This window comes from Rhizobium tumorigenes (genome assembly GCF_003240565.2).
Classification (GTDB): domain Bacteria; phylum Pseudomonadota; class Alphaproteobacteria; order Rhizobiales; family Rhizobiaceae; genus Rhizobium; species Rhizobium tumorigenes.
Genome location: NZ_CP117258.1, coordinates 207,943 through 220,890, shown reverse-complemented (window position 1 = coordinate 220,890; position 12,948 = coordinate 207,943). Strand labels below are relative to the sequence as shown.

Below are 12,948 nucleotides of genomic sequence, written 5' to 3'. Positions count from 1 at the left end.
CAGGCTTATGGTGCCGACTATCCAATAGAACGACCAAAACTGTTATTCCGGTTGATCTTTGTCAAAGCCAAGCCGAGGGTGAAAGGTCCAAGTAATCTTGGACGGATCAACTCTCTCTCGGTGGTATAGACAGCATGTATTCCAGGATAATTTGCGCCATAGGACTAGGCCCGCGAGAGAAGGCGGAACACATGTTGCGTCGCGCATCCGCGCTGCTCGATAGTGACGGCGAGATCATCGCGCTGCACGTCGTGGAATCAGTTCCGCATTACACACCCCAATCCGCGCCATCGAGCGCCGATATGGACTGGATGAGCGACGTGGAGGAAAAGCTGAAATCCCTCTGCTCGCGCCTCAACATTGAAGCCACCTACATGATCAAGGCCGGCCGCGTTGCCCCGACGATCCTCGATGCGGCCCGTGAGCGCAATGCCGACCTCGTCATCGTCGGTACTCATGTGCAGGACATCACGGATGCCCTGTTCGGGTCGATCGTCGACCGCGTCACGCGCGGGGCAAGTTGCTCGGTGCTTGTCGATCGCCACTGAAACGACGACCTGAGTCAATTGCAGTCAGGAGACGGAAATCCCGCGGCAGAATATCGTCACGAACTCCCTGAGGTACGGCACCCGCGTCAGGGGACCGACCACGGCCTCGGACCGGTTTGGCGGATAGCCCAGGGCGACGTTCATGAGCATCTGGGCGATCATCGTTGCATCGTCGATGATCAGCCGTCCTTGCGCCTGCTGCTGCAGCAGCCAGGCCGTCAGCCGCTCGGACTCCTTGCTAGTCGTGCACCGATAGATCTCCCAGAGCTCGGGATGGTCCTGTCCCTGGGTATAAACGATCCGGAGGATGGCATCCCGGTCGTCCAGCTCCGACTCATGACCGTCGGACGGTGGCAGAAGGATCGTCTCGAGGGTCTTGGCAACCGAGCCACCTTCGATTTCATCCGGAATTTCCAGGCGGACGGCAACCTCGACCACCGATGTGAAAAGGTCCCGCTTGCTCGAAAACGCACTGTAAAGGGTAGCCTTGGAGATGGCGCAACGTGCAGCGATCATTTCCATCGTCGCGTCCACGAAACCCACCTCGATGAAAACCCTGAGAGCGGTCTCGACGATACTTGTCTTGCGGAGATCGGGGTCCAGGCGGGGTCGGCCGCGAGGCAAACGGTGAACCGCTTCATTTTCAGTGACAGACATATCTGTACCGCTTAAATCTTGATGGCGTGAACGCCGTCACGCCGACGGGGCCGAACAAGCCTGCAAATGCAATGACTTACAAAAGTCACACAGTGAAATATCGAACCGAACCGTACAGTTCGATATACCATCGCGGCGGGCGTTGCAAGTCACATCCTTTCGCGGTGCAGCATGGAAGAGGATGCGTCAAGGATGGTAGTGCGCGACCTCCCGTGTGTCAGCGGACTTGCATCGACCCGCAAATTCCGCTGTAGCTTTCCGCATATCGCCGTCAGGGAAGAATCTCCATGAGGAATTGGACGAGAGAAAGGCGCAACGCGTGTGCAGGAGCGCATTTGACGACGGTCTCGCGCTCATCGTTGATCCGACCGGCTCGACGTCTGGCGATCTGGGGGGCAGTTTCCACCAGCCTTCTGATTTTCGGTCTTGCGCCTGCAGAGGCGGCAAAAAGCTCGCTCGATCTCGGCATGACGATCGAGCCTTCGGGTCTCGACCCGACCATCGCCGCTCCCGTCGCCATCGGCCAGGTCAGCTGGCAGAACATATTCGAGGGACTGGTCGCGATAGACGAGGCCGGCAAGGTGCAGCCGCAGTTGGCCAAAAGCTGGGAGATCTCGCCGGACGGCCTGACCTATACGTTCCATCTACAATCCGGCGTCAAATTCCACGACGGCCAGCCATTTGATTCGACAACCGCCAAATTCACCCTGGATCGCGCCCGTGGCAGCAGCTCGGTCAATCCGCAAAAGCGGTTTTTCACCACCATCGCCTCCATCGACACGCCGGACCCGCAAACCCTTGTGCTGCATCTGTCGGCACCGACGGGCAGCCTGATCTCCTGGCTCGGCTGGCCGGCTGCCGTGATGGTGGCGCCCAATTCGGCCGCCGATGACAGGACCCGACCGATCGGCACCGGCCCGTTCAGGTTCGTCAGCTGGGCGAAGGGCGACAAGGTCGAGCTCGAAAGGAACGACAACTACTGGAACAAGGCGGTGTCTGTCAGGTTGGACAAGGTGACGTTCCGGTTCATCGCCGATCCGCAGGCCCAGGCTGCGGCGCTGAAGTCCGGCGGGGTGGATGCCATTCCGGAATTTGCAGCACCGGAGCTGATGGCATCCTTTGCGGGCGACGAGGCGCTTGTGACCAGGATCGGCAACACCGAACTCAAGGTCGTGGCCGGTATGAACAACCGCCAGAAGCCCTTCGACGACAAGCGCGTCCGGCAGGCGCTGATGATGGCGATCGACCGCAAGACGGTTGTCGACGGCGCCTGGTCCGGCCTCGGCACGCCTATCGGCAGTCACTACACGCCGAACGATCCGGGCTATGTCGACCTGACCGCCAGGTGGCCCTACGATCCGCAGAAGGCGAGGGCGCTTCTCGCCGATGCCGGCTATCGGCAGGGCTTTTCCTTCACCATCAAGTCGCCGCAGATGGCCTACGCCTCGCGCAGTGCGGAGATCATCCAGGCGATGCTGGCGGACATCGGCGTGACTGTCACCATCGAGACCACCGAATTTCCGGCCAAGTGGGTGCAGGATGTCATGCAGGACCGAAACTACCAGATGACCATCGTCGCCCATGCGGAGCCGATGGACATCGACATCTATTCGCGCGATCCCTACTACTTCAACTATCGCAATCCGGCCTTCGACGCCTTGATGAAGAAAGTGCAGGAAACCACCGATCCGGCCGAACAGGCCGAGATTTATGGCAAGGCCCAGACTACTCTCGCAGACGATGTGCCGGCGCTCTTTCTCTTCGTCATGCCGAAGCTCGGCGTCTGGAACCGGAAATTGAAGGGGCTATGGGAAAACGAGCCTGTCCCGTCGAACGTTCTCACCAATGTCTTCTGGGAAGAGTGAGAGCAGGCGTGGCCAAAACCGGCATCAGGACGCCTGAAAAGGCGATGGTATTGCCATCCTCCTCGCCGAGCGTATCGGGGCCAGGTGGCACACCGTTGCTCGCCCGCTCACGCCGGCCGGGAGCGACCGCTTGATCGCACTCATTGCGCGGCGCCTTGCCGGCCTCCTCGCGACCCTGATGATTGTCTCGCTGCTGCTCTTCACGGTGGTCGATCTCATGCCGGGCGACCAGGCCTCGATCATGCTCGGCACCTCTGCCTCGCCGGAAACCCTTGCCTCGCTGCGCCACCAGCTTGGCCTCGATCAGCCTCTGCCGCTGCGCTACGGCCATTGGCTGGCCGGCGTTGCAACGGGGGATCTTGGCCAGTCGTCCACCTACTCTGTCCCCGTCGCCAGCCTCATCGTCGAACGGCTGGCCGTCACGCTGCCGCTGGCGCTTGGTGCAGTCCTCATCTCCATGGCCATCGCCATTCCGCTCGGCGCGCTCGCTGCATCGCGCCGGGGTGGGCTGTTCGACTGGGTCGCCTCTGTCATAGCCGAGGTCAGCATCGCCGTACCTGCCTTCTGGGTGGCGCTGTTGCTGATCATGCTGTTTTCGTCCACGCTGGGGCTTATGCCTTCGGGCGGCTTTCCCGGCTGGAGCGGCGGCTTCTGGCCTGCCGTCAAGGCACTGCTGATGCCGGCCGTTGCCCTGGCGCTGCCGCAGGCGGGGGTGCTAACCCGCGTGACCAGAGCAGCTGTGATCGAGACCACGCACGAGGATTTCACCCGCACGGCAAGGGCAAAGGGCCTCTCCGACAGAGCCGTGCTTTGGCGACAGTCCGTACCGAACGCGCTGATCCCCATCCTGACGGTGCTCGGGTTGCAGTTCACCTTCCTGGTGGCGGGTGCGGTTCTCGTCGAAAACGTCTTCAATCTTCCGGGCCTCGGAAGGCTGGCGCTTCAGGCTCTGTCGCAACGAGACGTCATCGTCCTCCAAGATGTCGTGCTGTTCTTTGCAACGCTCGTGATCGTCATGAACTTCCTCATCGACCTCTCCTATCTGGCGATCGATCCTCGCCTGCGAAAAGGAGGCTGAGATGGTGGCCGACTTTTTCCCCGACATCGGCGCCTACCGCCGGCGAAAAGCGCTCGTTGCCGGCGCCACCCTTGTTGTGCTGCAGATTGCGGTGGCGCTGCTGTCGCTTGCCTGGACGCCGGCGTCACCGGCTAAAATGCAGATCGCCCACAAGCTGCAGCCGCCGCTCGCCTACGGCCTGCTCGGCACCGACCAGTTCGGACGCGACGTGCTGTCGATGCTGATGGTCGGATGCTGGAATTCCCTGTCGATCGCCATCGTCTCGGTCGCCATCGGCGGCACGCTCGGCTCTGCCATCGGCATCACGGCGGCGGCCCTGCGTGGCGCCTTCGAAGCCGTGACGATGCGGATGTGCGATGTAGTTTTCGCCCTGCCGCCGATCCTGTCTGCAATGCTGCTCGGGGCTTTTCTCGGGCCCGGTCGTCTGACGGCGATCCTGGCGATCGCCACCTTCATGATCCCGGTCTTTGCCCGCGTCAGCATGGCAAGCGCCCTGCAGGCCTGGAGCCGGGACTACGTTCTCGCCGCCCGCGCGCTCGGCAATACCCGCCTTGCCATCTCCGTTCGGCACGTGCTGCCGAATATCGCCAGCCAGATCATCGTCCAGGCAACCATCCAGCTGGGGCTTGCGATCCTGACCGAGGCAGGGCTCAGTTTCCTGGGGCTGGGACTTTCCCCGCCGGCCCCGACGTGGGGGCGCATGCTGGCCGATGCGCAGACCTATCTGGCGCTGGCCCCCTGGCTTGCGATCCTGCCCGGCCTTGCCATCGCCCTATCCGTATTCGGCTTCAACATGCTCGGCGACGGCCTGCGCGACCTGCTCGATCCACGCAACGCAAGCCGCTGATGCACGAGAAAGCGCCTTTCTTCTGCCTCGCTACCACGGGATAGAGCTGACATAATTTGCCAATAATGTCTCGGCTATAGTCCGCCGAGGAGATTGACGGCAGAACGGGGCTTTGATTTTGTGAAGCAAATAGGCGCATCAAGTTCCTGGGACGGTAAGGGGCAGTCGAGAGAGGAACGCACGGCATGACGTCAGCCTCCTCAAGAGCGGTCAGTCTGAAGAATGTGGCGATTTCATTCGGCCACGTCGGGAAGAAGCAATACGAAGCCGTCGCCCCGACGAATATCGATATCGACGAGCATGAATTCCTGGCCATCGTTGGGCCGACGGGATGCGGCAAGTCCACGCTTCTCAACGCCGTTGCCGGTCTTCTCGCGCCCGCCTCGGGATCGGTGGAGATCTTAGGAAAACCATTGAAGGGCTTGAACCGCGAAGCAGGCTATCTCTTCCAGCAAGACGCCCTGATGCCGTGGAAGACTGTTCTCGAAAACGTCGCGATCGGCCTGGAGGTTGCAGGTAAGCCCTCGATCGACGCCCGGCGGACGGCGCTCCAATGGCTGGAGCGCGTTGGGCTTGGTGCTTTTGCCGACCGCTTTCCAGCAACGCTCTCCGGCGGCCAGCGCAAGCGCACCGGCCTTGCCCAGGTCTTGATCCGCAACCCGAAGATCCTGCTGATGGACGAGCCCTTCGGTCCGCTCGATGCCCAGACGCGCCAGATCATGGGAGATCTGCTGCTGAAACTGTGGTCGGAGGATCGCAAGGCTGTCCTGTTTGTCACCCACGATCTGGATGAGGCGATTGCCCTTGCCGACAGGGTGTTGATCATGTCGGCCGGCCCCCGGTCGCACATTATCGGTGATTTCAGGGTGCCGCTCGCCCGCCCGCGCGACATTGCCGACATCCGCCACGACGCGACGTTCAACGAACTCCACCGCGAGATCTGGGAGGCGCTGCGCGACGAGGTGATGACCGCTTACCGGCAGACAAGCGGGGCTGCCCGATGAACCGCATGCTTCTCTTCTCCCTGCAGGTGCTGGTCGCTGCCGTCATCCTGGCGATCTGGCACGTGGCAACCACCACAACGCTGTTCGGAAACCCGAAAACGATGGCGTTTTTCTTTGCGGATCCGTGGAAAGTTTTGTTGCGCATCGTTGACTGGTTTGTGAGCGGCTCGATCTGGTACCATCTCTGGATAACGCTATCGGAGGCCACGCTTGCCTTCCTGCTCGGCTCTTTCGGCGGTGTTTTTCTGGGCTTCTGGTTTGCCCGGCAACCGATGCTCGCTGCGGTCTTCGATCCCTATGTCAAGGCGGCAAACGCCTTGCCCCGCGTCGTGCTGGCGCCGATCTTCGCATTGTGGTTCGGGCTCGGCATCTGGTCCAAGGTCGCGCTTGGTTTCACGCTGGTGTTCTTCATCGTGTTTTTCAACGTCTATCAGGGCGTCAAGGAAGTGAGCCAGCCGATCCTCGCCAATGCACGCATGCTCGGCATGAACGAACGACACTTGCTTCGCCACGTCTACCTGCCCTCCGCCCTGTCGTGGATGTTCTCCAGCCTGCATACCTCGGTGGGCTTCGCAGTGGTTGGCGCGGTGGTCGGCGAATATCTCGGTTCATCCGCCGGTCTTGGATATCTGATCCAACAGGCCGAGGGGGTGTTCGACGTGACCGGCGTCTTTGCCGGCATGTTCGTGCTGATGACGTTCGTCTTGATTGTCGACGGTCTGGTGACTGTCGTCGAACGCCGACTTCTGGCCTGGCGTGGCGAATGAATGACTTGCCCAGTTAACCCTGTACCGAAACTGAAACCAAGGAGCAGACATGAAACGCAGGACTTTTCTAATCGGAACGACGGGTGCGATATTCGGCGCATCCCTCAACGGCATCACGTCGGCGATGGCGCAGGACGCAAAGCCTGAAAAGACCGACGTGGCGATAGGGGTAGGCGGCAAGCCGCTGTTATACTACCTGCCGCTGACAATCGCGGAACGCAAAGGCTTCTTCAAGGAAGAGGGCCTGAACGTTACGATCAACGATTTTGCGGGCGGCTCGAAGTCTCTCGAGGGCCTCGTCGGCGGTTCGCTCGATATCGTCGCCGGTGCCTACGAGCACACGATCCGCATGCAGAACAAGGGACAGGATATCGTCGGGATCTGCAATCTCGGCCGCTTCCCCGGTATCGTCATTGCCGTGCGCAAGGATCTCGCCGGCGAGATCAAGTCGATGGCTGACATGAAGGGGCGCAAGGTCGGCATTACCGCGCCCGGCTCCTCGACAGCGCTGATGTTCCAGTACGCAATGCTGAAGAGCGGATTGAAGGCCGACGATGCCTCGCTGATCGGGATCGGCGGCGGTGCCGCCGCACTTGCAGCCTTCAAGAGCGGTCAGATCGATGCCATATCGCATGTCGACCCTGTCATCGCGCAGCTGCAATACGACAACGACATCGCCATTCTCCTCGACACCCGCACGGAGGCCGGCACGCGGTCCCTGTTCGGCGGCCCCAACCCGGCTGCGACTGTCTACCTCAAGAAGGACTTCGCCATTGCCAATCCGGTGACGACGCAGCGCACCGTCAACGCGTTCATGAAGGCATTGAAATGGATTGGGCAGGCCAGCCCCGAGGATGTGGCCAGCGTGGTGCCAACGGAATACCAGCTGGGTAACCGCGATCTGTACATGCAGGCCTTCAAGAACTCGAAGGAGATGTACTCGCTGGATGGACTGGTCACCAAGGAAGGCTACGAGTCGATGATGGGCGTGCTGAAGACGCTCGATCCGGGACTCGCCAATGCCGATGTCCCCTTCAGCAAGACCTTCGATCCGACATTCGCCAAAGCGGCGAAGACTTGACCGGCCCGGAGGCGCATATGCAGGGAAGACGACCTTAAATCCAAAGCCGCAGCATTTGTTGGCCACGGCAAAAACTGGACGGCAAGTGAGCAATTTGAGTGGAGCGCGGCAACTCCGTCGCGACAATCATCGAGTATGGAGAGGATATGATGTCACCTGAAAATATATCGTACCGACGAATCGTTGCGGGCGAAGGCAATCTCTTTAAGCAGATATGGCTGGAGGCCTTGAGATCTACGCCTTCGTCTTACGCGAGTGTTCTTCAGGATTGGCAAGACCTCCCGGACGAGGAATGGAACAGGAGGCTGGCCGATCCGGTTTTCGGTGCGTTTTCCGGATGCGATCCAATAGGGCTGATGGGCCTTATTAGAAAGCACCCCGCGAAACTCAGGCACAGAGCAGTGGTGGTCATGGCATATGTCCGCGACGACTACCGTAGAATGGGTACTGCTTCAGGTCTGTTGCAACACGTCAGCTCGTTCGCAAAATCTGAGGGGATTTTGCAGTTGGAGCTATGCGTCAGCGCCGAGAATACGTCCGCCATAGAATTCTACCGCAGGCAGCATTTTTCGCAATTGTGCAAGCTGCCAGGCGGGCTCGTCGAGGATGGCAGGCACATCAGCGAAGTTCAAATGCTGCGCGCACTTGGCGATAAAGATCCGGCAGAACGTGGCTGACAGGCCACCGCGCGTGAAGCAACGCTATGGCTAAAAAAATCTGCGGAGTTCCGGGTGTGACCACATACCAACGTGAGAGGTTACAGCGCCTAATACAGACCACCTCCAAAGCTTCAGATGCTGACCGCCAGGGAATTTCTGGGCAGCGATGTCTAGCAGCACCATCCGGCTTAGGCGAAATCAACACAACGACAAAAGCTTTTCACTGTGTTTTCAATTTGGAGAGTCGCAATGTCAATCGAACGAGATCCAGCGAGTGCCCCTGAATTTGATATCACCGATATCGTCATTCGTGCAACGGATCTGCGGGATGCCCAAGGTATCACTGAAATTCTCAACCTGCCAGGCTTCAGGTTTGGCACCTTGCGCCAGCCGTTTCACAGTGTTGAAAAGACACGAAAATACATCGAAAGTATATCCCCCACGGACATTTTCATTTGTGCTGAGTGGCGTGGCAATATCGTCGGCAATGCCGGTCTACACCGAAAATCCGGGCGTCAGTATCATGTGGCAACGCTAGCAATCGGCGTGCACGACGATTTCACAGGCAAGGGGGTTGGCACCACTCTCCTGAATACTTTGATCGAAACGGCTGACAGATGGCATGATATCCGACGCATCGAACTCGATGTGTTCGTAGACAACGGCCCGGCGATCCATCTGTACGAAAAGTTCGGTTTCGTCCGCGAAGGCACTCTCCGACAGAATGCATTCCGCGACGGGGAATATGTCGATTCTTATCTCATGGCTCGAATAGCGGGTGGCCGGTGCAAAACCTCATGAAATTGGCGAAATTTTAGTGAGGCCACGTGAACTACGATGCAAGCACGCCATATCGAGTGTGGCCTCGATATACGGTCGATCGATGCGTAGTTCGATATCTGGTGGCGGACTACCTTTCGCCGGATGCATTGCGGACTGCCGCGGTTTCGGACAGTTGCGAAATGGCATCAGCATCGACACGGGCGGCGTCGGCTGGTTACACACCTCGAATGCCTGTCGCCGCTCTATCTGCCACCGGATGCTCGAAGGCCACTGATCATCCGAACCGATGTGGCAATGGAGCAGCCAAGCCTGACATGAATGCCAAAGTGGAGATGGAACCCAGCGCCCCACTCTGGCAACAAACAGGATCTCGACGGCTACAGTTGCGGGGTCAGGCGGCCTTCAGCGCGATCCGCCGGCGGTGCAGGACAGGCTCGGTGTAGCCGTTCGGCTGAGTGCGGCCTTCGAGCACCAGTTCAAGCGCCGCCTGGAACGCGATGGAGGCATCGTAGTCCTTTGCCATCGGCTGGTAGAGCGGATCGCCTGCATTCTGACGATCGACGACTTCAGCCATCCGCCGCATGGTCTCAATGATCTGGCTCTCGCTCACCACCTTGTGGTGCAGCCAGTTGGTCATGTGCTGGGCGGAGATGCGCAGCGTCGCGCGATCTTCCATCAGGCCGACATTGTTGATGTCGGGCACCTTCGAGCAGCCGATGCCCTGGTCGACCCAGCGCACGACATAGCCGAGGATGCCTTGAGCATTGTTGTCGAGTTCGTGCTGGATTTCCTCCGGTGTCCAGTTCGGCCTGACGGCGACCGGAACGGAAAGAATATCGGACAGCTTGGCGCGGGCGCGGTCCTTCAGTCCTTGCTGGACGGTTGCGACATTGACGCGATGGTAATGCGTGGCATGCAGCGTGGCGGCTGTCGGAGATGGCACCCAGGCGGTGTTGGCGCCGGCCTTGGGATGGGCGATCTTCTGCTCCAGCATCGCCGCCATCAGGTCCGGCATGGCCCACATGCCTTTGCCGATCTGCGCATGGCCGGACAAGCCGCAGGCAAGGCCGATATCGACATTCCAGTTCTCGTAGGCGGCGATCCAGGCGGCCTGCTTCATATCGCCCTTGCGGATCATCGGACCTGCTTCCATCGAGGTGTGGATCTCATCGCCGGTGCGGTCGAGGAAGCCTGTGTTGATGAACACCACGCGCTCGCGGGCCGCCCGGATGCACTCCTTCAGATTGATGGTGGTGCGGCGCTCCTCGTCCATGATGCCCATCTTGATGGTGTTGCGTGGCATGCCGAGCATGTCCTCAACGCGCGAGAAGATCTCGGCAGCGAAGGCCACTTCTTCCGGCCCGTGCATCTTCGGCTTGACGATGTACATGGAATCTTCGCGCGAATTCTGGTGCCGTCCGTTGGGGCCGATGTCGTGAAGGGCGATCAGCGCCGTGATGGCGGCATCCATGATGCCCTCCGGCACCTCGTGCCCGTCGCGGTCGAGAATGGCCGGATTGGTCATGAGGTGGCCGACGTTGCGGATCAGCATCAGCGAGCGGGCGTGCACGAGGACGCTGGTGCCATCCGGCGCCGTGTAGGGGACATCCGGGTTGAGGCGCCGCGTGAAGGTCTTGCCGCCCTTTTCCACCTCTTCCGTGAGATCGCCCTTCATCAGCCCCAGCCAGTTGCGATAGACAGCCGTCTTGTCCTCCGCGTCGACGGCGGCAATGGAATCCTCGCAATCCATGATCGCGGTGATCGCCGATTCCAGCCGGACATCGGAGATGTGGCCGGCGTCGCTCTTGCCGATCGCCGTCGTCGCATCGATGACTATCTCGATATGGATGCCGTTGTTCTTCAAAAGCATATGGGTCGGCGCGGCGCTGTCGCCGAGATAGCCGGCAAACTGCGCAGCGCTAGTCAGCCCAACCGGCTTTCCACTGGCCTCTGTAACGTCGAGCTTTCCGTCGACGACTGCGAACCCCGTGACGTTTTTCCAGCTGGCACCGGAGAGCGGCACGGCCGCATCGAGGAAGTCACGGACCCAGGCGATCACCTTGGCACCGCGCGTTGGATTGTAGCCCTTGCCCTTGTCGGCCCCGTCGCTCTCCGGAATGGCATCGGTGCCGTAGAGAGCATCGTAGAGAGAGCCCCAGCGGGCGTTGGCAGCATTCAGCGCATAGCGTGCGTTCATGACCGGCACGACCAGCTGCGGCCCCGCGATGGTTGCGATCTCCGCGTCGACGTGGTCGGTGGAAACGCTGAAATTCGGACCTTCCGGCAGCAGATAGCCGATCTCGCGCAGGAAGGCCTGGTAGTCCTCCATATCGGAGGGCGCGCCGTTCTTGCGATACCACTCGTCGATCTGAAGCTGCAGCTCGTCGCGGCGGGCAAGCAGTGCCCGGTTCTTCGGGGCGAGATCATGGACGATGGCCGACAGGCCGGCAAAGAAAGCCTCGGCCGCAACGCCGGAACCGGGCAATGCCTCGTCGACCAGGAAATCGTGCAGCGCCGCGTCGATCTGCAGTCCGTTCTTGTCAATCCGCTTCATGTCGCTCGCTCCTGAAATTCACATGGCGCGTAGTTAGCGGCGACGAACTCACCTAGTCAATTCGGCGATAGTGAATAACATTTATGCCGTCTGAGAAATAACGCCCGGCTAAAGCTCCCAGTAGGGGACTGGGCCATAGAGGTCGGCCAGAAAGTCGATGAACAGGCGAACCTTGGACGGTAGGTGCTGGCGGCTGGGATAGACAGCGGAGAGGGCGACATTCTGCGATCCCTCGAATTGCGGCAGGACCTGCACAAGCCTGCCCTGCTTCAGCTCCGGACCGATATCCCATGTCGAGCGCAGGGCAATGCCCAGGCCGGCGATCACCGCCTCGCGGATCACCTCGCTGGAGTTGGTATTGAGCATGCCCTCGGGCCTCAGCGTCACATGCCCGCTCGGCCCCTCGAGCCGCCAGGCATCGTTGTTATGGGCGGGAATGCAGGTATGGCGGTCGAGATCGTCGATATTGGATGGCGCGCCGTGTTCGGCGATGTAGGCCGGCGAGGCGCACAGCACTCGCCGCACCGGTGCCAGCCGGCGTGCTACGAGGCTGGAATCGATCAGCTCCGCGATGCGGATGGCAACATCGAAACCGCCACCGACGATATCCGTCATCTCGTCGGTCAGGACGAGGTTGATCGCCAGATTGGGGTGTCGGGCCATGAAGGCCTTCAGGTTCGGCGCGACATGCATGCGGCCGAAGGAGGTCGGCGCCGAAATCTTGAGGGTGCCCTGTGTTTCCGCAGAACGACCGGCGATGTAGGACTCGGCATCCTCCAGCCCCGCAAGGATCGCGAGCCCCCGGTCGTAGAAGCCCTGGCCTATCTCCGTCAGCGACAGCTGCCGCGTTGTCCGCTGCAGCAGCCGCGTTCCAAGCTGGTCTTCCAGCCGTTTGATGCGTTTCGACACTACTGCCGGCGAAAGCCCATGTGCGCGCCCGGCATCGGACATGCTGCCGCTCGAGACGACTGCGATGAAGATCTGAAGGTCATGGAGATTGATCATTCGGAGATCCCCGTCCTATCCTGTTCGTGCCCCGACGAGCCGGAATTTCCGGGCGTGCGAGGGCTTCTTCGATAGGACATTTGTTCCAGCTTTGCAAAAG

The 12,948-nt window shown here is 60.4% G+C and carries 12 protein-coding genes; 9 read left to right on the top strand and 3 right to left on the bottom strand.

The genetic code is table 11. The features are described from left to right. Nucleotides 1-134 precede the first annotated feature (134 nt). On the top strand, nucleotides 135-548 hold the full coding sequence (locus tag PR017_RS24620; protein WP_111221566.1) for a universal stress protein: 414 nt from the start codon (nucleotides 135-137) through the stop codon (nucleotides 546-548). A 24-nt stretch (nucleotides 549-572) separates the two neighbouring features. On the opposite strand, the gene PR017_RS24615 is transcribed toward PR017_RS24620, so the two are convergent. Further along, entirely contained in the window at nucleotides 573-1,205 is a 633-nt protein-coding gene (locus PR017_RS24615; protein ID WP_111221567.1) for a TetR/AcrR family transcriptional regulator, read from the bottom strand. Nucleotides 1,206-1,540: 335 nt separating this feature from the next. On the opposite strand from PR017_RS24615, the gene PR017_RS24610 reads away from it, so the two are divergent. The 8 genes from PR017_RS24610 (at nucleotide 1,541) to PR017_RS24575 (ending at nucleotide 9,307) form a co-directional block, all read left to right on the top strand. Next, a complete protein-coding gene (locus PR017_RS24610; protein ID WP_279619569.1) occupies nucleotides 1,541-3,070 on the top strand; it encodes an ABC transporter substrate-binding protein in 1,530 nt (509 codons plus the stop codon). Nucleotides 3,071-3,200: 130 nt separating this feature from the next. After that, nucleotides 3,201-4,148 (top strand): ABC transporter permease, encoded by a 948-nt coding sequence (locus PR017_RS24605; RefSeq protein WP_111221569.1) that lies wholly within the window; start codon nucleotides 3,201-3,203, stop codon nucleotides 4,146-4,148. Between the two features lies 1 nt (nucleotide 4,149). Then, nucleotides 4,150-4,995, top strand: a complete 846-nt coding sequence (locus tag PR017_RS24600) for an ABC transporter permease (RefSeq protein ID WP_111221570.1) — start codon at nucleotides 4,150-4,152, stop codon at nucleotides 4,993-4,995. A gap of 185 nt (nucleotides 4,996-5,180) precedes the next feature. Next, nucleotides 5,181-5,999, top strand: coding sequence for an ABC transporter ATP-binding protein (locus PR017_RS24595; RefSeq protein ID WP_111221571.1), 819 nt, complete (start codon nucleotides 5,181-5,183; stop codon nucleotides 5,997-5,999). Then, nucleotides 5,996-6,766 carry an ABC transporter permease gene (locus tag PR017_RS24590; RefSeq protein ID WP_111221572.1) on the top strand — a complete coding sequence of 257 codons (771 nt, stop codon included), beginning with the start codon at nucleotides 5,996-5,998 and terminating at the stop codon, nucleotides 6,764-6,766. The genes PR017_RS24595 and PR017_RS24590 overlap by 4 nt, the downstream gene beginning before the upstream one ends. Nucleotides 6,767-6,815: 49 nt before the next feature. Further along, the gene (locus PR017_RS24585) at nucleotides 6,816-7,847 is read left to right on the top strand and encodes an ABC transporter substrate-binding protein (protein ID WP_279619574.1); all 1,032 of its coding nucleotides are present in this window, start codon (nucleotides 6,816-6,818) and stop codon (nucleotides 7,845-7,847) included. A gap of 146 nt (nucleotides 7,848-7,993) precedes the next feature. Continuing rightward, complete coding sequence (locus PR017_RS24580) at nucleotides 7,994-8,524, top strand: GNAT family N-acetyltransferase (RefSeq protein WP_425070057.1); 531 nt, start codon at nucleotides 7,994-7,996, stop codon at nucleotides 8,522-8,524. Between the two features lie 231 nt (nucleotides 8,525-8,755). Beyond that, nucleotides 8,756-9,307 (top strand): GNAT family N-acetyltransferase, encoded by a 552-nt coding sequence (locus PR017_RS24575; RefSeq protein WP_111215428.1) that lies wholly within the window; start codon nucleotides 8,756-8,758, stop codon nucleotides 9,305-9,307. A gap of 373 nt (nucleotides 9,308-9,680) precedes the next feature. Here the strand turns inward: PR017_RS24575 and PR017_RS24570 are convergent, their stop codons facing one another. Together PR017_RS24570 and PR017_RS24565 are read right to left on the bottom strand one after the other, a co-directional pair. Next, on the bottom strand, nucleotides 9,681-11,843 hold the full coding sequence (locus PR017_RS24570) for a malate synthase G (protein ID WP_111215430.1): 2,163 nt from the start codon (nucleotides 11,841-11,843) through the stop codon (nucleotides 9,681-9,683). Between the two features lie 108 nt (nucleotides 11,844-11,951). Next, on the bottom strand, nucleotides 11,952-12,848 hold the full coding sequence (locus tag PR017_RS24565) for a LysR family transcriptional regulator (protein WP_111215432.1): 897 nt from the start codon (nucleotides 12,846-12,848) through the stop codon (nucleotides 11,952-11,954). Between the last annotated feature and the right edge of the window lie 100 nt (nucleotides 12,849-12,948).

What these genes read in the sequence shown, in the direction of transcription:
- PR017_RS24620 (WP_111221566.1), top strand. Translation starts at nt 135, where the DNA reads ATGTATTCCAGGATAATTTGCGCCATAGGACTAGGCCCGCGAGAGAAG.
- PR017_RS24615 (WP_111221567.1), bottom strand. Translation starts at nt 1,205, where the DNA reads ATGTCTGTCACTGAAAATGAAGCGGTTCACCGTTTGCCTCGCGGCCGA.
- PR017_RS24600 (WP_111221570.1), top strand. Translation starts at nt 4,150, where the DNA reads ATGGTGGCCGACTTTTTCCCCGACATCGGCGCCTACCGCCGGCGAAAA.
- PR017_RS24595 (WP_111221571.1), top strand. Translation starts at nt 5,181, where the DNA reads ATGACGTCAGCCTCCTCAAGAGCGGTCAGTCTGAAGAATGTGGCGATT.
- PR017_RS24590 (WP_111221572.1), top strand. Translation starts at nt 5,996, where the DNA reads ATGAACCGCATGCTTCTCTTCTCCCTGCAGGTGCTGGTCGCTGCCGTC.
- PR017_RS24585 (WP_279619574.1), top strand. Translation starts at nt 6,816, where the DNA reads ATGAAACGCAGGACTTTTCTAATCGGAACGACGGGTGCGATATTCGGC.
- PR017_RS24580 (WP_425070057.1), top strand. Translation starts at nt 7,994, where the DNA reads ATGATGTCACCTGAAAATATATCGTACCGACGAATCGTTGCGGGCGAA.
- PR017_RS24575 (WP_111215428.1), top strand. Translation starts at nt 8,756, where the DNA reads ATGTCAATCGAACGAGATCCAGCGAGTGCCCCTGAATTTGATATCACC.
- PR017_RS24570 (WP_111215430.1), bottom strand. Translation starts at nt 11,843, where the DNA reads ATGAAGCGGATTGACAAGAACGGACTGCAGATCGACGCGGCGCTGCAC.
- PR017_RS24565 (WP_111215432.1), bottom strand. Translation starts at nt 12,848, where the DNA reads ATGATCAATCTCCATGACCTTCAGATCTTCATCGCAGTCGTCTCGAGC.